Annotated in this window: 20 protein-coding genes; 3 read left to right on the top strand and 17 right to left on the bottom strand. The window is 51.5% G+C overall.

Annotated features, from left to right (window positions below):
• Nucleotide 1: 1 nt before the first annotated feature.
• The gene (locus MKX42_RS15315; protein WP_340753229.1) at nt 2–1,006 is read right to left on the bottom strand and encodes an ABC transporter ATP-binding protein; all 1,005 of its coding nucleotides are present in this window, start codon (nt 1,004–1,006) and stop codon (nt 2–4) included.
• 169 nt (nt 1,007–1,175) lie between these two features.
• On the opposite strand from MKX42_RS15315, the gene MKX42_RS15310 reads away from it, so the two are divergent.
• The gene (locus MKX42_RS15310; RefSeq protein ID WP_340753228.1) at nt 1,176–2,066 is read left to right on the top strand and encodes a LysR family transcriptional regulator; all 891 of its coding nucleotides are present in this window, start codon (nt 1,176–1,178) and stop codon (nt 2,064–2,066) included.
• A gap of 119 nt (nt 2,067–2,185) precedes the next feature.
• Nucleotides 2,186–3,055: a CYTH domain-containing protein gene (locus MKX42_RS15305; RefSeq protein ID WP_340753227.1), complete on the top strand. Its 870-nt coding sequence runs from the start codon at nt 2,186–2,188 to the stop codon at nt 3,053–3,055.
• Nucleotides 3,056–3,153: 98 nt separating this feature from the next.
• On the opposite strand, the gene MKX42_RS15300 is transcribed toward MKX42_RS15305, so the two are convergent.
• Nucleotides 3,154–4,050 (bottom strand): LysR family transcriptional regulator, encoded by an 897-nt coding sequence (locus tag MKX42_RS15300; RefSeq protein WP_340753226.1) that lies wholly within the window; start codon nt 4,048–4,050, stop codon nt 3,154–3,156.
• A gap of 119 nt (nt 4,051–4,169) precedes the next feature.
• On the opposite strand from MKX42_RS15300, the gene dapA reads away from it, so the two are divergent.
• Entirely contained in the window at nt 4,170–5,075 is a 906-nt protein-coding gene (gene dapA / locus MKX42_RS15295; protein ID WP_340753225.1) for a 4-hydroxy-tetrahydrodipicolinate synthase, read from the top strand.
• Nucleotides 5,076–5,160: 85 nt separating this feature from the next.
• Here the strand turns inward: dapA and MKX42_RS15290 are convergent, their stop codons facing one another.
• The 15 genes from MKX42_RS15290 to MKX42_RS15220 form a co-directional block, all read right to left on the bottom strand.
• Nucleotides 5,161–6,732, bottom strand: a complete 1,572-nt coding sequence (locus MKX42_RS15290; protein WP_340753224.1) for a DEAD/DEAH box helicase — start codon at nt 6,730–6,732, stop codon at nt 5,161–5,163.
• A 220-nt stretch (nt 6,733–6,952) separates the two neighbouring features.
• Complete coding sequence (pduL, locus tag MKX42_RS15285) at nt 6,953–7,525, bottom strand: phosphate propanoyltransferase (RefSeq protein ID WP_036692683.1); 573 nt, start codon at nt 7,523–7,525, stop codon at nt 6,953–6,955.
• Between the two features lie 162 nt (nt 7,526–7,687).
• The gene (locus tag MKX42_RS15280; protein ID WP_340753223.1) at nt 7,688–8,674 is read right to left on the bottom strand and encodes a dipeptidase; all 987 of its coding nucleotides are present in this window, start codon (nt 8,672–8,674) and stop codon (nt 7,688–7,690) included.
• A 159-nt stretch (nt 8,675–8,833) separates the two neighbouring features.
• Nucleotides 8,834–9,094, bottom strand: a complete 261-nt coding sequence (locus MKX42_RS15275) for a stage V sporulation protein S (RefSeq protein WP_019910496.1) — start codon at nt 9,092–9,094, stop codon at nt 8,834–8,836.
• A 214-nt stretch (nt 9,095–9,308) separates the two neighbouring features.
• Nucleotides 9,309–10,103 carry a TIGR00282 family metallophosphoesterase gene (locus tag MKX42_RS15270; RefSeq protein ID WP_340757696.1) on the bottom strand — a complete coding sequence of 265 codons (795 nt, stop codon included), beginning with the start codon at nt 10,101–10,103 and terminating at the stop codon, nt 9,309–9,311.
• Between the two features lie 146 nt (nt 10,104–10,249).
• On the bottom strand, nt 10,250–11,791 hold the full coding sequence (gene rny / locus MKX42_RS15265; RefSeq protein ID WP_036692679.1) for a ribonuclease Y: 1,542 nt from the start codon (nt 11,789–11,791) through the stop codon (nt 10,250–10,252).
• A gap of 309 nt (nt 11,792–12,100) precedes the next feature.
• A complete protein-coding gene (locus MKX42_RS15260) occupies nt 12,101–12,835 on the bottom strand; it encodes a regulatory protein RecX (protein WP_340753222.1) in 735 nt (244 codons plus the stop codon).
• Nucleotides 12,836–12,951: 116 nt separating this feature from the next.
• Nucleotides 12,952–14,016 carry a recombinase RecA gene (recA, locus tag MKX42_RS15255; RefSeq protein WP_340753221.1) on the bottom strand — a complete coding sequence of 355 codons (1,065 nt, stop codon included), beginning with the start codon at nt 14,014–14,016 and terminating at the stop codon, nt 12,952–12,954.
• A gap of 298 nt (nt 14,017–14,314) precedes the next feature.
• Complete coding sequence (locus MKX42_RS15250; RefSeq protein WP_340753220.1) at nt 14,315–15,604, bottom strand: competence/damage-inducible protein A; 1,290 nt, start codon at nt 15,602–15,604, stop codon at nt 14,315–14,317.
• Between the two features lie 58 nt (nt 15,605–15,662).
• Entirely contained in the window at nt 15,663–16,250 is a 588-nt protein-coding gene (pgsA, locus tag MKX42_RS15245; RefSeq protein WP_340753219.1) for a CDP-diacylglycerol--glycerol-3-phosphate 3-phosphatidyltransferase, read from the bottom strand.
• Between the two features lie 149 nt (nt 16,251–16,399).
• Nucleotides 16,400–16,891: a YajQ family cyclic di-GMP-binding protein gene (locus MKX42_RS15240; RefSeq protein WP_036692670.1), complete on the bottom strand. Its 492-nt coding sequence runs from the start codon at nt 16,889–16,891 to the stop codon at nt 16,400–16,402.
• 231 nt (nt 16,892–17,122) lie between these two features.
• Nucleotides 17,123–17,284 (bottom strand): hypothetical protein, encoded by a 162-nt coding sequence (locus MKX42_RS15235; RefSeq protein WP_179090467.1) that lies wholly within the window; start codon nt 17,282–17,284, stop codon nt 17,123–17,125.
• Nucleotides 17,285–17,367: 83 nt separating this feature from the next.
• Nucleotides 17,368–18,315 (bottom strand): RodZ domain-containing protein, encoded by a 948-nt coding sequence (locus tag MKX42_RS15230; RefSeq protein WP_340753218.1) that lies wholly within the window; start codon nt 18,313–18,315, stop codon nt 17,368–17,370.
• A gap of 48 nt (nt 18,316–18,363) precedes the next feature.
• The gene (locus tag MKX42_RS15225; protein WP_340753217.1) at nt 18,364–19,131 is read right to left on the bottom strand and encodes a DUF3388 domain-containing protein; all 768 of its coding nucleotides are present in this window, start codon (nt 19,129–19,131) and stop codon (nt 18,364–18,366) included.
• A 147-nt stretch (nt 19,132–19,278) separates the two neighbouring features.
• Nucleotides 19,279–19,539: a DUF3243 domain-containing protein gene (locus MKX42_RS15220; protein ID WP_036692667.1), complete on the bottom strand. Its 261-nt coding sequence runs from the start codon at nt 19,537–19,539 to the stop codon at nt 19,279–19,281.
• Between the last annotated feature and the right edge of the window lie 121 nt (nt 19,540–19,660).

The following is a 19,660-nucleotide window of genomic DNA, read 5'->3' as shown; positions in this document are numbered from 1 at the left end:
GTTATGATTCGCTCCTTTTAGGTTCTTCTTCATTTGATTTCGAATTCATCCGGCATATCTGCCGCGGTGAGACATAGAGCTGAACCCTTTCTCCTGCGGGAATCCGGTTGTTCAGGTAGGCTGTCCATATTCCGGCCCCCTCCACCTCCGCACGAATCTCATAACGCTCTCCGACATAACTGACACTCTGTACAACAGCGGAATAACACAGATCATCTGCCGCCGTGCGGCTCCATCCGATATGTTCAGGCCGCACCATCTCCTGCTCTGGCGTAAGCCAGTTCGACTTGCCGATGAACGAGGCCACGAACGGTTCTGACGGGGCCTCGTATACCGCTTCAGGAGTTCCAATCTGCAATATCCGCCCGCTTTTCATAACTACAATCTCGTCGGACATCGACATCGCTTCAATCTGATCGTGGGTCACGTAGAGTGCAGTTAGACCCATATCCCGGACCAGCGACATCATTTCCACTCTCATCTCTTCCCGGAGTACGGCATCCAGCGCGCTTAACGGCTCATCGAAGAGCACCACACCCGGACGGACAACTACTGCTCTGGCAAAAGCAACCCGCTGCTGCTGGCCGCCCGACATCTGATGCGGATAACGGTTCTCCATCCCCTGCAGCCGGACCATCTCCAGTGTCTCCAGTACCTTGCTCCGCAGCTGTGCACGCTGCCCTGAGGCCTTCAGCCCGAAGGCCACATTCTCATACACCGTCATATGCGGCCAGAGTGCAAAATCCTGAAACACCATCCCGAAATTCCGCTTATGTACCGGAACATCGATCCGCTGCGCAGCGGAGAAATAACATTTCCCGTCAGCGTATAATTCCCCGCCATCCGGGCGCTCAAGGCCCGCTAACATCCGCAGCAGCGTGGTTTTGCCGCAGCCGGAAGGCCCCAGTAAGGTGGTGAACTTACCGTGCTTCAATTCAAGCCCCGCAGGCAGCAGCGCCGGTTGTCCGCCAAAACTTTTATGAATCCCCTTTATCTGAATATTCATTTCGATCCCTGCCTGTCTTCTTGAGCTGTCCTCAGTCTAACGTCTGTATTCGCAGGTTGTTTATTTTTCATGTAAACATGTAATTAACTTTATATATGAATTCTGTTAACGTTCATAGATAAAATCTATGGTGGGGGATCTCCCACTAACGCTTGGAAGAGGTAAATCCATGAATCTGATGAAACTGCAAATCATTGAACTGATCGACCAGCTGCACCATATGACCAGCGTAGCCGAGGTACTCGGGATCAAGCAGCCGACCGTAACCTTTCATATGAAGTCGCTTGAAGAAGAGCTTGGGGTCCGGCTGTTCGAAGCCCGCAGCGGCAAAACTTTTCTCACCGAGGCAGGAGCAGCCATCCTTCATTATTCCGTGAAAATTAATGCGCTTGCCCGTGAAGCCCGGCGGGTAGCCGGCGAATTCGACACCCTCTACCGGGGAACGCTGCTGATTGGGGCCAGTTATGTACCTGCAACCTATTTGCTGCCGCCCTTATTACATGCGTTCTCCCGGGAGTTCCCCGGCATCCGAATGGCTCTGTCTGTGAAGCCCTCGCCGGTCATCCGGGAGATGCTGGTCCGCCACGAAATCGACTTAGGTGTGATCTCCTCCGAACCTTTCACAGAGTCCGCACTTCAGGCTGAATCGCTGCTTACAGATGACCTCGTCCTGATCTGTTCTCCTAAGCATCCGCTCGCCCGCAAGACTCAGCTTCCTATGGACGAGATGAGTAAGACTCCCTTTGCGCTGCACGGAAGCGAATCCAGCACACGCCGCCTGACTGAGCGCTGGTTCGGACAGCAAGGGCTGCAGCTACGCAATACGATTGAGGTCGATTCACTGGAGGCCATCAAGCAGCTCGTGCAGCTGGGCGGCCACATCTCTGTGATGTCCCGGATGGCGGTACAGCGGGAGGAGCAGCAAGGGCTAATTCAGGTGCTGCCTATTCAAGGGGAAATGGCGCCGCGTTATATCTATGCCGTGCATAACAAAGACCGGCATCCTTCGGTGCAGATGGAGAGCTTCCGGAGCAGCCTGCTGGCCACCAAAAACTGTTAGCTGCCATTGAGGAAGTCTATGGAGGATTAACGCAATTCCCCTTTCGCTTTAACCGATCCCATATACTCAGCCCGTAAAGTGGGTCATGTACCCAAACACGATCATAGGAGTGATAATGCTTGAGAAAATGGAAAAAGCTTACCCTGTCCTTCATGCTGAGTATTGTGACAGCAGGCGGTGGATTGGCCGGACAGGGCATCCTGCTGCCGGAGCGTGTCTCAGCCGCAGCTAATGCAGTTCCAGCCTATGAAGTGAAGTTTCTGGCGGACCCTGATCTTGTACTGGACAGCAGCGGATCGCCACGCAGCGAGGTCATGGATACACTCGACCTGAATTCAACTCCACAGGCTATCCGTGTCGAGTATTTCGATACCGACACGCTTGAGCTGAACAGCAAGGGGTGGGATGTGCGGATACGTAAAAAAGAGAACAAATCCGATTATGAATTGACCTACAAGAAACGTTATCCTGTCGTGAACGGAAATATCCAGGCAGCGCTCACCCTGGCGAATCAGGAGGGCTTCGATGCCTCCGATGACAACTATGAAGCAGAGGTGGATTGGGGGTATGGCAAGCAGACCCTCAGCTTCTCCAACACCAAGAAGATCAGCACCAAAGCTGCCGGAGCTGTGCTCCCTGCTGAGGAAGAGGCCCTGAAGCTGCTGCTGGACAAGCTGCCGGGCAAATTGAAGAACTGGTCTGCATCGAACTGGGGGAAAGAGAATCTGGCAGCCTCCCGGGCGCGTGGCCCGTTGACCTTCGAGCGGTATACAGGCACCTGGAACAATCAGGAGATTACACTCGAAGTATGGCCTGTACGTGACGAGGAGGGAAGCGGCATCCAGAATATCGTGGAAATTTCGTTCAAAACCGAAGATAGCACCATCGTAACCGGATTACGTGCCGGGCTGATGAGCCTGCTGAACGCCGAAGGTTGGCTTATTCCTGCCGATGGCCTCAAGACCCAGCTGATTCTGGAACGGTATTAAAGTAATCAGCAATATTAGCTTATAATACGAACAAGAGCACTGCCGCACCCTTCATGAGGGCGATACGGCAGTGCTCTTCTATATGGTATGAGTCATTTTCACAGCGCGGCCGTCTTCGCCTTGGCGTCCTCTAGCAGCATCTGAATCAGCGACTGGAGCGGCAGGGACTTCCACTTCTTCGGATGCAGCAGCAGCTGGAGATCGAAATGAATCTCCGGGTGGGCAAAAGACAGCTCGGACAGGTTCCCCCGCTCGATCTCCTCCTCAGCCACAATCCGCGGCAGCAGGGCTATGCCCAGGCCATTGCGGACGCACCGCTTAATCGCCTCCAGATTCGACAGCTCAAAACCGATCCGAAACACGATCCCGTGGTCCCGGAGCAGGTTCTCGAACAGGCTGCGGTAAATGCAGCTCTCCTCGGAGACAATCAGCTCGCAGTTATTCAGATCCTGTAGGGTCACCTGCTCCAGCCGGGCCAGCGGATGGCTGGCTGGTGCCACGAGGACAAGCGGCTCCTCGCGGATGATCGTCCGCGTAAGCGCGCTATCCACCGTACTTCGGTCCAGCAGAAGACCGATATCGACCTCTCCGTCCCTGATTTTAGAGATCAGATTGGCCTCCTGCTCAGTCTGCAAATGAATATTCAGACCTGGGAACATCGTCCGCAGTTGCTGCAGGAACGGCGGCAGATAGAAGGCCGCAAGTGAATCAATCGTTCCAATCGTAAGTGTTCCGCCGATCTGCTGGGCGATCGTTTCCTTAGAGCGGTCATAGAGTTCCAGAATCTCCACGAACAGCTTAAGCAGCTCTTCCCCAGGAGGCGTCAGGCGCAAGGCGCGGCCATGACGTTCAATGAGCGGCACGCCGTATTCCTTCTCAATCTTCTGTATCTGCATCGTGACACTGGACTGTGCATAGCCCAGCTCTTCAGCCGCGCGCGTGAAGCTCTGCCGCTTGGCCACTTCGCGGAAGGTCCGCATATATGTTAAGTCCATCGTCTCACCCTAACATCAATATTATTGATAACCCACATCATTTATTATAGCTAACAACGATGCAATAATCCATGGTACAGTAGAACAAACGGATTTTACATTTTTGGAGGACGATATTCATGTTAACAGAAGCACAGATTTATGGAATTTATGTTCCCGTGGTCACCCCATTCCATGCTGCTGGTGAGCTTGATCTGGAATCGTATCAGCGGTATGTGAACAACATCATCAAGAACAATATTCATGGTCTGGTCGTCAATGGAACCACTGGAGAATCGCCGACAGTCACTATACAGGAATTACAGACACTCGTGGATACCTCACGGGAACTTTTGAAGTCCAGCTCCATCCCGCTCGTGGTGGGCACAGGTACGAATGATACCTACTCTACCGTGGCCCGTACTGAGCTGGCGGCGAACGCAGGTGCCGATGCCGCACTGGTGGTTGTCCCTTATTACAGCCGTCCGTCTCAGGAAGGCATCATCGCCCATTTCCGCAAGGCGGCAGAGGTGGGTCTGCCCATTATGGCCTATGATATCCCGGGCCGCACTGGAGTCGGCATGACGCTGGACACCGCCCGTACGATCCTGGAGATGAATAATGTCGTAGGGTTAAAAGACTGCTCCGGCTCCCCCTTACTCGTCTCCGAGCTGTCCAAGGGCGGCGGCAAGCCTGTGCTCTGCGGCGATGATCTGCATTTCTTCGAGATGCTGGGCTACGGAGCCGCCGGAGGCATGCTGGCCTCAGCCAATGTACATACCGGCCGCTTCCTCAGTATCTACGAGCAGTACAGAGCCGGTCAGGTTGAGGCTGCACAGGCTGCGTATGATCAGCTGGTGCCGCTGATGAAGCTGCTGTTCAAGGAGTCCAACCCGGCTCCGATCAAATGGCTGCTCAGCGAACTCGGAGAGCTCTCCTCGGATACGCTCCGCTTGCCAATGACTTCCATCAGCGCCGCGCTGCGCGAAGAGCTGGGCGCCTACCTTGCAGGGGAAGCTGTCATGGGCAGACAAGAAGCGATGTAACAGATAAGAGGACGTGGAACAGACAAACACCCGCCATTTCAGTGAGATCCTGAGAATGGCGGGTGTTTGTGTTTGCAAAACCGAATTACGAACGGCCCGCTTTAGCCGCTGGACGGCTGCTCGGTCGACCGCTCTGACTGCCGCCAGGTGTGCTGCCCGGCTGGCTTGAACGGCCGTATGAGCCGCTGGATGATTTTGGGCTCTGGCTGCCGCCTGGACGGCCGCTGCCATTAGCCTGATTGCCTGAAGCACCTCTTGCTCCACTGCCTGCATGGCCGCTCCCCGAAGCACCTCTCGCCCCACCGCCAGCATAACTGCTGCCCGAAGCGCTTCTAGCTCCACTGCCTGCATGACCGCTGCCAGATGCGCCTTTAGCGCCACCAGTGTTGCCGCCGCTCTGCTGCTTGCCTTGCGCGAACCATTCCGACTTCGGCTTGCGGGGCGGATTCGTTTTGGCTTTCTGCGACGGTTTGACCGGTGCTTTGCCGGGACGGTCTGCCAGCAATGCCAGATTGCTCTTAGACATCGGATATGCATGGTCCTTGATCTCCGGAATTGTCTTGCCGATCAGCTTTTGGATATCCTTCAGATACGGAATTTCCTCCGCTTCACACAGCGAGATGGCGATGCCGCTCATTCCCGCACGGCCGGTCCGGCCAATACGGTGAACATAGGTTTCCGGAATATTCGGCAGGTTGAAGTTGATGACATGGGACAGCTCATCAATATCAATTCCGCGCGCAGCGATGTCTGTAGCTACCAGCACGCGGGTCGCTCCGCTCTTGAAGTTTCTCAGCGCATTCTGGCGCTCATTCTGTGATTTGTTGCCGTGAATGGCCTGTGCTGTAATATTAATGCGGGTTAAATCCCGGGTTACCCGGTCCGCGCCGCGTTTGGTGCGTGTGAATACCAGCGCCGATACAATCGACGGGTCCTGCAGCAGACGGTTCAGCTGATTCTGCTTATTTCCGTTCTCCAGCAGATAGATCGACTGCTCAATTCTGTCTACCGTGGAGGATACCGGAGTAATCTCGATTTTCACCGGATTCACAAGCAGTGTCTTCACCAGCTGGGAAATCTCCGTAGGCATAGTCGCCGAGAAGAACAAGGTCTGCTTCTTGAGCGGCATCTTGGCGATAATCCGCTTCACATCATGAATGAAGCCCATATCCAGCATGCGGTCCGCTTCATCCAGCACCAGAATCTGCACATGCTGCAGATCCACACGCTTTTGGCTGATCAGGTCGATTAGGCGGCCCGGTGTAGCAATCAGAATATCGGCACCAATTGCCAGCGCCCGCTCCTGGGCCTTCTGTGATACTCCACCGACAATGGCTGTCGAACGGATCGTTGTGAACTTGCTGTAGGCCTGAATGTTCTCCTGAATTTGCAATGCCAGCTCACGGGTAGGCGTAAGAATCAGGGAACGGATGCGCTTGCCTCCGCCGGTTCTGCCCGGCTGCTGGCTCAGCAGCTGAATAATCGGCAATGAGAAGGCCGCCGTTTTACCGGTACCGGTCTGTGCACAGCCCAGGATGTCTCTACCGGCCAATGCTGCAGGAATCGATTCTTCCTGAATAGGGGTTGGGGATGTATAGTTTTCCAGGCTAAGCGCCTTAAGAATCGGGGGGATCAGGTTCAAATCGTTAAATGTCATTTTATCTCCTTCATTGTGCATACATATATTGGTGAATCCTTAATTCCAGTACTGAATATTCCTTTTGCGGCGTCTCCACATAGCGCTCAGCAAAGTCATAACACATAATGATAACACAGAAAAGCGAATATGAAAACTTTCATTTCTTTCTTTTCAAAAAAATTTATAACAAAAAAGCAGAGGAAAGGTCCCCTGCTCTTGTCTTACCTATTATAAAATACTAGTCTAGGATTTCAGCGGTATCGCCATTGTTGGCACCGGCAGCATTAGCTTCATCAGTATCGATGTGCATGTCCAGCTTGAAGCTGTCGGATACGCGTGCAATCACGTTCTCCAGCACCAGGCCACGTTCGCCGCCCAGACGTACCTTCAGGAGCTGCTTATCGGCAATGCCCCAAGCTTCTGCTTCGGATGTATGGAAGTGGATGTGGCGCGCTGCTACAATAACGCCAGTCTCCAGCTCAACTTCACCGGCAGGTCCTTTAATCGTAATCCCTGGTGTTCCTTCAATATTGCCGGATTCACGGACAGGTGCCTTCACGCCGAGGCTGAAGGAGTCTGTGCGGGATACTTCCAGCTGCGAAGCCGGACGGGCAGGTCCGAGGATTCTTACTTTGTCGAACTTCCCTTTCGAACCAATTACAGCCACTTGCTCATTCGCTGCGAATTGTCCGGGTTGGGACAGGGGTTTGAACTCGGTCAATTGATAACCTGGGCCGAACAATGCTTCTACGTGCTCCTGCGTAAGGTGAATATGCCGGGCCGACACACCTACGGGTACAGTCTTGCTCATTTTTAAGTCACTCCTTGTATTTTCTCTAGTATCTGTACAAGCCACTGAACATTATACATCTATTTACCCATAAATAAAAAGACCCGCATCACAATGCGAGGCTTTTTTCCGGGCATATTACGATTCTGTGAATGGCTTCATCCTGGTTTTTCCAATTCATAGTCACTTCCCGGCGAGAACAGAGGCCCTACCTGCGGAAGAAGGCAGTTGTTCCCTCAAGAACCCCAACGCATTCTCATACAGCCAGCCCCGCACATCCGCCTCAGGATAATATTTCAGCAGCATCTCGGCGAACTCCGCGTATTGTCCCGGATGCTCCAGCCCTTCTACCCATGCTTCAATCCCGTCAAAATCCGAGCCAAACATCAGCTGTCCGCTCCCGCCAAGACCACAGACATGCTCAATATGCCTCCGCATATCCTCCCGCCGGGCCGCTCCTTCATCCCGTACGAACCAGGGGACAAAGGTAAGCCCGATTCTTCCGTCCCTTACAATCAGTGCCTTCAGCTGCTCATCGCTCAGGTTGCGGGGATGATTGCATACCGCAGCGCAATTCGAATGCGAAGCAATGAACGGACGGGTACTGTGCTCCAGCAGCTCCCAGAAGCCTGCCGGGGCCAAATGCGATACATCCAGCAGCATTCCGCTCCCGTTGCACCAGTCGATCAGCCTCCGCCCATGCTCAGTGAACCCGCCGTTCCGCCGCTCCAGCACACCGTCCGCCGCCCAGTTGGCATAGTTCCAGGTAATCCCCAGACAACGCACCCCCAGCTCGAAGCATAACTGGGCATAGAACAGATTGCCCTCCAGACCGTCCACGCCCTCCAGAGAGAGCATTCCATAGGCTGATGCAGGTAAGCGGTCTTCCTGAACTTCTTCCTTCCATCGCAGCCACTGAAGCCCTCCAGGAGAAGCAACCTTTTGATGAAAGCACTCGATTTGCCCCAGAATATCCTCGAATTTGGCCCTTCCGCGCACCGCAGACAAATAGATGGCAAAAACCTGCAGTCCCACATTCCCCTCTGCCAGCCGCTCTGCGGTCACATCCAGCCGGGAATCATTCTTGAAGTCTATCCCTGGATTCGCCTGCAGCTTACTCAGAGCATCACAATGAAAATCCGCCACCTTCAGTTTCCTGTTAACCACCATAGGTCAGCTCTCCTTCTTTCTTCACCTGCTGAATATCCGAATGAACCATTGACGGCCCAGCGTCTATTTTATGTATATGCACCTAACTGAAGCAGCAGTCAGCATAGCAAAAAGCCTGTTTACAGTGTAAACAGGCTTAATCTAAAAGATTCACTTGAGTTATCTAGGTTCTACAATAAGTTTGATTGCCGTCCGGTCTTCCCCATCAATCACTATATCCGTAAAAGCCGGAATACAGATCAAGTCCACTCCGCTAGGTGCGACAAATCCCCGGGCGATGGCAACGGCTTTAACGGCCTGGTTCAGTGCTCCTGCTCCAATAGCTTGTAGCTCGGCCGATCCACGTTCGCGAAGAACACCTGCTAATGCGCCAGCAACGGAATTTGGATTGGATTTAGCTGATACTTTTAATACATCCATAGTAAGTACCTCCCCTGGGAAAATGATGGTGTTCTTCTTCCACTACAGTAGATGTTATTCGCTTCAGAAGAATTAATTCCTTCTTTTTGCGGACCTCTCCGGAGAAAATAGTTCAAAAGATACTCTTTTTCGATATAATAAATATCACACTTTACCCAAAACAAAATGAGTCTTACCGAATTACCTATTTGTATGAATTTGTACGAAAACCCTTCTAGCTCATCACCCATTCATCCTCACGCAGCCGGATCTTCTCCAGTCGTGTCGCTCTGCCTGTAGCTTCATCAAGTTCTGCGAATAGACCATGCAGCTGCCATTTGCCTTCGTCGACTACAAACCGGGAGGGAAGCTGAGTTGTAAATTTATAGATGATCGCATCCTTTTCCATACCCAGAATCCCTTCTCTTGAACCAACCATACCCGCATCTGTAAGATACGCTGTACCTCCAGGCAGGATCACATCATCATTGCTCTGCACATGAGTGTGTGTACCAACCACAATCGAAGCCAGTCCATCCATAAAGTAGCCCATCGCTATTTTCTCGGAGGTCGCTTCCGCATGGAAATCCACCAGAATGCACTTATGCTCTCTGCGCAGTTCCTCCACGATCTCCTCGCCTACCCGGAACGGATCATCAATCGCCGGAAGAAAGGTACGGCCCTGCAGATTCACAATCGCCAGCTGCTTGCCGTTCCCCTTAACAACGGTATATCCCCGGCCCGGTGTCCCCGGCGGAAAGTTAGCCGGACGGATGATCCGCGGCTCATCGTCGATGAACTCGAAGATATCCTTATTGTCCCAAGTGTGATTACCCATCGTAATACCGTGGATACCCCAGTTAAAGAATTCGTTAGCGATAGCAGCGGTGATCCCTCTGCCGGCAGCGGCATTCTCACCATTGGCAATGATGATATGCGGCTGATATTTGCTTTTCAGGGAAGGCAGCATTTCACGCAGCGCTTTTCTGCCTGTATTGCCTACAATGTCTCCGATAAATAAAACTTTAATAATCTTCTCCTCCTAAATTTTTGGTTTGTGTATGCTCTGCCAACCATAATTCGCTGCTTAAGTATAATTTCACCTATTCCGCTTCATTCCAAACTCCACGGCGTGCTGCATGAAAAAAGGCCCCGCAAGGGGGCCGATTTCCTTATTTATTTCGCATATTCTACAGCGCGTGTCTCGCGGATTACCGTAACCTTGATATGACCCGGATAATCCAGCTCACTCTCAATCATCTTCGTAATGTCGCGGGCCAGACGGAAGCTTTCGGCATCATCAATCTTCTCAGGCTGTACCATTACGCGAACCTCGCGGCCCGCCTGAATGGCATAGGATTTCTCGACACCCTCGAAGGACTCCGAAATTTCCTCCAGCTTCTCCAGACGTTTGATGTACGTTTCCAGGGTCTCACGGCGTGCACCCGGACGGGCAGCAGACAAAGCGTCAGCAGCTCCAACCAGCATAGCAATAACCGAGGTAGCCTCGCAATCTCCATGATGGGACGCGATACTGTTGATAACCACCGGATGTTCCTTGTACTTCTTCGCCAGTTCAACGCCGATTTCAACATGCGAACCTTCCACTTCATGATCAAGCGCTTTGCCGATATCATGCAGCAGTCCGGCACGTTTTGCAAGCACGATGTCTTCCCCAAGCTCACCGGCCATAAGTCCAGTCAAATAAGCAACCTCCATGGAGTGCTTCAGTACGTTTTGACCGTAGCTCGTGCGGAATTTCAGGCGGCCCAGAATTTTGATCAGATCCGGGTGCAGACCGTGAACGCCAACCTCGAAGGTAGCTTGTTCACCGTATTCACGAATCCGTTCATCCACTTCTTTGCGGGATTTCTCCACCATTTCTTCAATACGTGCAGGATGGATACGTCCGTCTGCGACCAGCTTCTCCAGTGCCGTACGGGCCACTTCGCGGCGGATCGGATCAAATCCTGACAGAATAACCGCTTCCGGCGTATCATCAATAATAAGATCAATCCCGGTCAGAGTCTCCAGCGCACGGATGTTCCGGCCTTCACGGCCGATAATCCGTCCCTTCATCTCTTCGTTCGGCAAGGTAACGACAGATACCGTAGTTTCCGCCACATGATCAGCCGCACAGCGTTGAATCGCCAAGGTAATGATCTCACGGGCTTTCTTGTCCGCCTCTTCCTTGGCCTGCTGTTCGATTTCCTTGATCATCTGAGCAGTTTCATGGCGAACTTCCTGTTCTACATTGCTGAGAATAATACTTCTGGCATCATCGATGCTCAGATTGGAGATACGTTCCAGTTCAGTAACCTGATTCTTGTAAATAACATCAATTTGCTGTTGGGTTTCATCAATTCGTTTCTCTTTGTTAGCTACTTGTTCTTCTTTTCGTTCAAGCGATTCCATTTTTTTATCCAGCGATTCTTCCTTTTGCAGCAAACGTCGCTCTTGCCGTTGGATTTCATTCCGACGCTCACGAGTTTCTTTTTCAGCTTCGGTACGGATTCTATGAACTTCATCCTTAGCCTCGAGTACCGTTTCCTTCTTCAGCGCCTCCGCCTCTTTCTTCGCGTTCTCCACGATGACTACGGCTTCCTTCTCTGCGCTTGAAATCTTAGCTTCTGCAAGGGATTTACGAATAAAATAACCGAATCCAAAGAATGCTGCAGCTACAACGAGAACGATTATGACCCAGATCAATGGTTCCATCTGTTCACCTCCTCGTTGATATCCTCCAAGGTTCTTCCCTTGGGTATTTGTGCAGTTGTTAAACTATCCGTTCATCACCATACAAAAAACCGGTAATACACCGATTGCCATACTGCACATGCTGCACATGCACATTGCCCGCCTTATCCGGCGATTACATTTCATATGAGTTGTACGCGAACCGGAACAAAAGAGTCTGCTTTTTGGGAAGGAAAAAGGATTCTTAGTTTATGCCGATTCATGTTATATTTTATTATTTATAAAAAGACCTTGTCAAGAGAGTCGATAACCGCATTAAAGTCAAGAGATTCAATCCGGGAAGTAAAACTCCTCTTCTTGCCCCTCAGAATCCTGCTCATCCCGCAAAATCCCGATCACCTGGCGCACCATTTCACCCGAGAATCCCCGGCGCATCAGGAACGCCCCTGTCTTCCGGCGTTTGTCGTTCACATCTCCCCGGATCGTATTCCATTTCTTCCGTCCGGTCTGCAGCGCGCTCTCCAGTTCTTGCTCAGGTGTGATCTCATCCAGCGCTTCCGCAATCAGCGACTTATCAATCCCCTTCTCACGCAGCTCCTGCCTGATCCACATCTTGCCCTTACGCTGGTTCACAATCCGCTGCTCCGCCCACTGCTTGGCGTACAAGGGATCATCAAGCAGACGTTCCTCCTCCAGCCGGAGCAGAACTTCGGCAATAACAGTCTCCCCTATTTCCTTCTCTCTTAAACGGCGGGCCATCTCCTGTCCCGTTCTGGGCTTGCGCTCCAGATACCTAAGCCCCTCCACATACGCCCGCTGGCGCTCGTCTGCGGCAACAATATCCTCCAGATCCGCTTTCACAAAAGTACTCCCGGTAATCATCCGGTATTTAATCATGACATCTTCATGAACAGTCATGTTGTAGTCTCCGAAATGGATTTGATAACGATAGTTAGACTTCTTGAGCCGCTCTACCCGTGTAATTACCAGCTCTTGACCTGCCGGGAAATCGGCCAGTACCTGCTCATCCTGTTCTTCGAATTCCTCATCCAATTGTATAACCATCCTGCCAATCACCTCATCAAGCTGAAATATTTGCGAAAAGGCACCCTGTAATATCCTCCACAGGGCGCCTATCCATCATGACTTCATTATTCAATTAGAAGTAGAGGAGTACTTAATTACTCGATCTCAAGCAGCAATTTCTCTTCTTCCTCTTGCTCCGCAACCACATCTGCTTCGGATGGTGCCTCTACCAGAGTCGTGAGATTGCTTGCCTCACGGATCTTGTTCTCAATCAGCAGGGCAATATCCTGATGTTCCTTCAGGAACTGCTTGGAATTCTCACGTCCTTGACCCAGACGTTCGCCTTCATAGGAATACCAGGCACCGCTCTTGTTAACGATATCCATCTCTGTACCGATATCCACAAGGCTTCCTTCTCTGGAGATTCCTTCGCCGTACATGATATCTACATCTGCTTGCTTGAACGGAGGCGCTACTTTGTTCTTCACAACCTTGATCTTCGTACGGTTACCCACGACATCGTTACCCATCTTGATGCTCTCTACCCGGCGCACATCCAGACGAACCGAGGAGTAGAATTTCAGAGCGCGTCCACCCGGAGTGGTCTCAGGGTTACCGAACATTACGCCGATCTTCTCACGAAGCTGGTTAATGAAGATCGCAATGGTGTTGGATTTGTTGATGGCACCTGACAGCTTCCGCAAGGCCTGAGACATCAGACGGGCCTGCAGGCCTACGTGGGAATCACCCATGTCGCCTTCAATTTCTGCCTTAGGTACCAGTGCTGCTACAGAGTCAACTACAATGATGTCTACTGCTCCACTGCGTACAAGCGCTTCAGCGATTTCGAGGGCCTGTTCACCTGTATCAGGCTGGGATAGCAGCAGTTCATCAATGTTAACGCCAAGGGCCTTGGCATACTTAGGATCAAGCGCATGCTCAGCATCGATGAAGGCAGCTTGTCCACCCTGCTTCTGTACTTCAGCGATTGCATGAAGTGCAACCGTCGTCTTACCGGAAGATTCCGGTCCATATACTTCAATAATACGTCCTTTGGGAAGTCCGCCAATACCTAGTGCAATATCAAGTGCCAAAGATCCGCTAGGTACAACTTCCACTTTCATGTGAGTGGATTCTCCCAGTTTCATTACCGAACCTTTACCGAATTGTTTTTCTATTTGACGAAGCGCCATATCAAGCGCTGCACGACGATCTGACAATCAGACCACTTCCTTCACTGTTTATAGTATTATCATAACGTGTTTTGAAGGGCTTGCCAAGTCTTTTTTAGAACATACATTCGTTTTTTTTGCTCCCAGGGATAATACTCCCTTATATTGTAAGTTGTAGGCCTCCTTCCGGATGCAAAACTCTGCAGGAGCTTCTCTCCCGCTTCTTACGTTAATAGGAACAGCCATAGGATAATTTGTTATTATCTAATATAAAACAAAAAACCGCAGCATGATCGCTCAAGCCACGGTTCTTCCGTATACATGAATTATATACCGGCCCGTACAGTTATTGCAAGGCCGAGCCTTCCAGCGGAGTGGCAACCTTGCGTTCTTCCAGGCGGCGCCACAACCGGTACAGCAGCGCCTTGACGGTGCGCAGCCGGATGTTCTCACGGGTGCCCTTCAGATTCAGCTCATATACCTCTGTCTTGCAGCCCCGCTCAGCCAGTCCTACGAACACAAGACCCACCGGCTTGCGCTCGGAATATCCCGGTCCGGCTACACCGGTAACCGATAAGCCGAAGTCCGTGTCACCGATCATACGCACCTGCTCAGCCAGCACCTCCGCAACCTCGCGGCTCACCGCTCCCGGGGCATCCGGACCTTCAAGCATGGCGGAAGGCACATTCAGCAGTTTCTTCTTAATATCATTGGAATAACACACGATCCCCCCGGCGAACATGGAGGCGCTGCCCGGAATATTCGTAATGCTCTCCATCAGCAGACCGCCGGTACAGCTCTCGGCAGCACTCAGAGTGAGTCCCGAATCCGCCATCCAGTCCACAATCAGCTGCTCCAGCGGCACATCGATGTTGGCATACAGATTCTCCGGCAGAATGTCAGCAATCGTCTTCTCCAGAGCATCAAGCTTGACCATAGCCTCCCGCTCGGACGGCGCCTTGGTGGAGATGCGCACGGTCACTTCGCCTTCCTTGGCATACGGAGCAATCGTAGGATCACTCTGGCTGCGGATCAGATCTATCAGCTTGTCCTCCAGCAGCGACTCGCCAATTCCGGCGAACTTCAGCATCTTTGAGTAGAGCGGCATTTCACCAGTAAGTGCATGCTGCTGAAGCCATGGCTTGGCCTTATCCGTGAACATCGGCTTCATCTCCCGGGGCGGGCCCGGCAGCACGATATAATATTTGTCCTCTTCTGCAAAAGCAATCCCTACCGCAAGACCGGTATCATTGGACAGAGGAGTCGTCCCTTCAATGACAAGCGCCTGCTTGCGGTTATTCTCAGTCATAACAATCTTGCGGTCATCGAAGAAGCGCTGCACATGATCCATGGCCAGCTGGTCGATGTGCAGGGTCCGGCCAAGCGCCGCAGCCAGCGCATCCTTGGTCAGATCATCCTCGGTCGGACCGATGCCGCCGGTGAATAATATAACATCCGCCCGGCTCTGAGCAATCCGGATTGCTTCCAGAAGGCGGCTTTTGTTATCTCCCACAACGGTCTGAAAATAAACGTCAATGCCTAATGCAGCCAGCTCTACTGAAAGAAACTGGGCATTGCTGTTCACGATTTGTCCAAGTAAAAGTTCTGTTCCAACGGCAATAATCTCTGCTTTCATAGCTGACGTTCTCCTCCTGATTGTAGGTATCGTGCAAGGTTCAGCCTGGTCCAGCGTCTCAGGCTTTGTTCAAATCCAGCAGTTCCTTATTCTTCACGAAATAATCAATACCAGAGTAAATGGTAATGATGGCTGCCGCCCAGATGGCAATGTCATCCACAGGGATGCTGACGAATTGGAACGGGAAATTATTAAGCAGCAGCAGTGAAATGGCAACAATCTGAATCACTGTTTTTACCTTGCCCCATTTGCTTGCAGCCACTACCTTCCCTTCCAGTAGTGCCACCTGGCGCAAGCCGGTCACGGCAAACTCACGGCTGATGATGACAATGGCAATCCATGAATCGCATCTTCCCAGCTCGACCAATGAGATCAGCACGGCCGAGACCAGCAGCTTATCCGCTAAGGGATCGAGCAGCTTGCCCAGATTAGTGACCATGTTATATTTTCTGGCTATGTAACCGTCAATTCCATCGGTACTGGCTGCCAGCAGAAAAATAACCGCCGCGACCAAGTGATTAATTGAAAGCTGAAAGGAGCCCCAATGTATCGGTTCCGGATAGAAGCTGAAGTCCACCAGCAGAAAAAACATCATGATTGGGATAAGGCAAATACGCGCTAATGTGATGCGGTTGGGTAAATTCACTGAAGGTTCCTCCCCTAGTCCATACGAATCCGGTATTCCAGCATGTTCTTCAAAACTGCTTAGCTAGTATATTATAGCCATAAATAAGTGTCAAAAAAACATGAAGCACCCCGCAAGTAAGGTAAGTATACACTGCGGGGCACATGATCTTACTTTAAATTGTTAAACTGCAAATCAAGCGGCAAATCAGCCTTGCGTAAAAGCTGGATAATCTGCTGCAGATCGTCGCGGCTTTTGCCGGTCACACGGATCTGATCACCCTGAATCGTGCTCTTGACCTTCAGCTTGGAATCGCGGATCAGAATATTAATCTTCTTCGCGTTCTCCTGGTCTATCCCTTGCCGCAGTCCAAGCCGCTGGCGCACCGTGCCGAGCGAAGCCGGCTCCACTTTGCCGAAATCCATATTCTTCAGCGTGATTCCCCGCTTCACCATCTTGGTCTGGAGGATATCAATTACGGCATTCAGCTTGTATTCATCCTCTGAGGCGACTACAAGCGCATCCTTCTCCAGCTTCAGGCTGCTCTTGCTGTTCTTGAAATCAAACCGGTTCTCAATTTCCTTCTCGGTCTGATGAACCGCATTGGTCAGCTCCTGCATATCCATCTTGGATACGATATCAAATGAACTTTCTGAACTCATGGTTCCACATCCTTTAGTTACAATTAGTCTGTTCCTATTATATGAGATAGGGGCTCCTAAGTCTAATATTGGAAAAGAGTCAAGTGGAAACGGCATTCCGTCCTTTGTAAGGACGGTACCGTTTCAGCGAGAAATAGAAGGATAATTTATAGCGTAAACATATAAATTCTTATATTTGCACCTAAAAACACGCCTCCCGGAACCCGTCCGGGAGACGCTCAAATCCAGATATTATCTGCTGCGTGCAGGAGCCCGGAACATATCCAGAATCCCCAGCAGAACATGTGCCAGTCCAAAGCCCAGAATACCATATCCCCAGGCGCCCGGTGTTAAATAATACCCCAGGAGACTGACAATAATACCAAGCCCTGTTACAATCCAGCTGACGGTCATGAGAGAATACACCTCACTTTGGCGAGAGAACTGTTCAACACTTCTAGGTTCTCCAATCCGCTAAAGACTATACATCGGATGTACTATTCTCCGGCAGTACTCCCGCCAGTAGCGCCATCCGTCCCGCTATCCAGTTCAAGCAGCAGACGCGAGGAGGTTTTGCCGTCGGTAATAGCCTGTCCGTTGACCGAAATCGCCGTGGCCGGTGAATATCCCGATTTGATATACATGCCTTCGCTGTCCAGCGTGAAGCTGAGATTATCGCCGGCCTTGGTGTTCCCGAAGCTGAGCTTCTCCCCCTTGGAGTTCTCACCCTTGTACACTTCAAGCCAGCTGACTCCGGTTGAGGCAATCACTACCTGAACCTGGCTTCCGGCAGGCGCGGAGACCTTATAGATCGTCGTCTTGCCCGATTTGCGGTCCTGAGTAACGGTGACAGCTCCCGGAGAAGCCGATGGAGACGGCTCTGGAGTTGCAGAAGGCGCAGTAGTAGCCGTGGCTCCTGCCTCAGGTGTAGCAGCCGCAGCCGCTGTTGCTGAAGGCACTGCACCGCCGCCAGCGGCAGTAGCTGAAGGCTTCACTTTGGCCGGATCTTGCGTTGCGTCAGTCAGGCTTGCGTTATCCGCTTTCTTCGGCCCCGAATCATTCAACGTGGAAGAGGCATATAGGTAGATGACCACCAGGATCAGCACCGGGAAGGTCCACATCAGCAAGGTCGGCAGCCACTTGGCATTACGCTCCGTTTCAGGCTTACGGCTCCGCTTCTGAATCACGGTCTCCATGGTAGTATCGACGGGAGCGGCAGGCACATTGCCATGCTCCTCCATCAGTTCATCCGGGTTAACCCCGACCGCCTCGGCATAGGTTTTGATAAATGCCCGGACATAAAAGCTGCCCGGAAGCACTTTATAATCCCCTGCTTCGATGGCTTCCAAATATTTTTTACGGATCTTTGTTACTTCCTGGACATCATCAAGACTCATCCCCTTTTGCAGACGAGCCTCCTTCAAATGCCGGCCCAGTTCCGACATACCATCACCTCCTGAATGTTGTGTGAGCAATGCTCTGAATGAAATATATTAAAGATCTTCACTGTAGCTTGTCGTAAACGACTCGTACAATATCTCTTCGTTCGGTGCGTTGCGCAGCTCAATAATGATATCGAAGTCATCGAAGGTGTATTCGGACTCCCGCACAAAAATATCAGGATGCTCAATCACCTTGGTGCTTGCCATACTCATGACATTCTGCAGCAGGTTATAGTGCTTCTCGTTCGAGCGGATGGTGCTGACGATCCCGTCAATGATAAATACATTATGCGGATTCATCTCGTCTTCGGCGAGCTGGCTGCGGACGGTCTGGCGCAGCAGTGTAGAAGAGACAAACGTCCAGCGCTTCATCGCACAGACGCTGCCGGCAATGATCGATTCTGTCTTGCCTACCCGCGGCATGCCACGTAGTCCTATAACCTGATTGCCTTCCCTCTTAAACAGCTCGCCCAGGAAATCCACCAGCAGCCCGAGCTCATCGCGGGTGAAGCGGAAGGTCTTGCGGTCATCCGAATCACGGTCGATATACCGTCCATGCCGGACGGCCAGCCGGTCCACAAGCCGCGGTGTACGGAGTGCCGTAACCGTTATATTATCAACTTTCTTGAGCATCTCGCCCATTAGCATGATCTTCTCATCGTCGCTGGTTTCCAGCAGCATTCCGCGCGTCTTGCCTTCAACGCCGTTAATCGTCAGAATGTTCACTTCCAGCATCCCCAGCATAGAAGCGATGTCGCCTAACAGACCAGGTCTGTTCTTATGTATCTTATACTCCATATACCATTGTTTATATTCCACTTGTGCGCACCTCATAGATTCCTTTTCCCTGCATGTTGTTTCAGATACACGGGTCATGTTAATGATATAGAAAAAAAAATTGAAAGGCAAGGACACGATTGTAATAATTGCAGAAAAGCTCCCGCAAGGGGAGCTTCTTCTGCGTACCTATGCGTTTTTCTTCGCCAGTTTGACCATGAGTCCGGCAATGGTATGCTTCTCATCATCCGTTCCGACATCCCACAGCTCTTTGATGGCCCGGTTGGAATAGTTGCCCGGATCGACCTTCTTGTCGAGGAATTCCCCGATTTCGAACGCCAGCTTGGTGATGGTCTCGTCGCTCATCCCCATTTTTTCGGCCTGAATGACCCGGTCTCCCAAAAAGCTTTTCCAGGTATCAAAGTTCTTCACTACGGAATCTGTTGACATCTTAAATCCTCCTCAGGTTTGTAATGATATTGAGATTTAGAAGCAACAGTTATAATATGTCTCAAGCCGGAAGGTCTTATGCTGGAGCATTTCTCCAGAGCAGGCTCATGGTTCGTGGCAT

It is taken from the genome of Paenibacillus sp. FSL R7-0204 (assembly GCF_038002225.1).
Classification (GTDB): domain Bacteria; phylum Bacillota; class Bacilli; order Paenibacillales; family Paenibacillaceae; genus Paenibacillus_AQ.
This window is presented reverse-complemented; position numbering and strand designations above follow the sequence as displayed.

What these genes read in the sequence shown, in the direction of transcription:
- MKX42_RS15290 (WP_340753224.1), bottom strand. Translation starts at nt 6,732, where the DNA reads ATGACATTTAACGATTTGAACCTGATCCCCCCGATTCTTAAGGCGCTT.
- MKX42_RS15315 (WP_340753229.1), bottom strand. Translation starts at nt 1,006, where the DNA reads ATGAATATTCAGATAAAGGGGATTCATAAAAGTTTTGGCGGACAACCG.
- MKX42_RS15275 (WP_019910496.1), bottom strand. Translation starts at nt 9,094, where the DNA reads ATGGATGTATTAAAAGTATCAGCTAAATCCAATCCAAATTCCGTTGCT.
- MKX42_RS15235 (WP_179090467.1), bottom strand. Translation starts at nt 17,284, where the DNA reads ATGACCGTCAGCTGGATTGTAACAGGGCTTGGTATTATTGTCAGTCTC.
- MKX42_RS15240 (WP_036692670.1), bottom strand. Translation starts at nt 16,891, where the DNA reads ATGAGTTCAGAAAGTTCATTTGATATCGTATCCAAGATGGATATGCAG.
- MKX42_RS15300 (WP_340753226.1), bottom strand. Translation starts at nt 4,050, where the DNA reads ATGGACTTAACATATATGCGGACCTTCCGCGAAGTGGCCAAGCGGCAG.
- rny (WP_036692679.1), bottom strand. Translation starts at nt 11,791, where the DNA reads ATGGAACCATTGATCTGGGTCATAATCGTTCTCGTTGTAGCTGCAGCA.
- pduL (WP_036692683.1), bottom strand. Translation starts at nt 7,525, where the DNA reads ATGAGCAAGACTGTACCCGTAGGTGTGTCGGCCCGGCATATTCACCTT.
- MKX42_RS15230 (WP_340753218.1), bottom strand. Translation starts at nt 18,315, where the DNA reads ATGTCGGAACTGGGCCGGCATTTGAAGGAGGCTCGTCTGCAAAAGGGG.
- MKX42_RS15310 (WP_340753228.1), top strand. Translation starts at nt 1,176, where the DNA reads ATGAATCTGATGAAACTGCAAATCATTGAACTGATCGACCAGCTGCAC.
- MKX42_RS15280 (WP_340753223.1), bottom strand. Translation starts at nt 8,674, where the DNA reads ATGGTGGTTAACAGGAAACTGAAGGTGGCGGATTTTCATTGTGATGCT.
- MKX42_RS15260 (WP_340753222.1), bottom strand. Translation starts at nt 12,835, where the DNA reads ATGGTTATACAATTGGATGAGGAATTCGAAGAACAGGATGAGCAGGTA.
- dapA (WP_340753225.1), top strand. Translation starts at nt 4,170, where the DNA reads ATGTTAACAGAAGCACAGATTTATGGAATTTATGTTCCCGTGGTCACC.
- MKX42_RS15220 (WP_036692667.1), bottom strand. Translation starts at nt 19,539, where the DNA reads ATGTCAACAGATTCCGTAGTGAAGAACTTTGATACCTGGAAAAGCTTT.
- MKX42_RS15250 (WP_340753220.1), bottom strand. Translation starts at nt 15,604, where the DNA reads ATGAAAGCAGAGATTATTGCCGTTGGAACAGAACTTTTACTTGGACAA.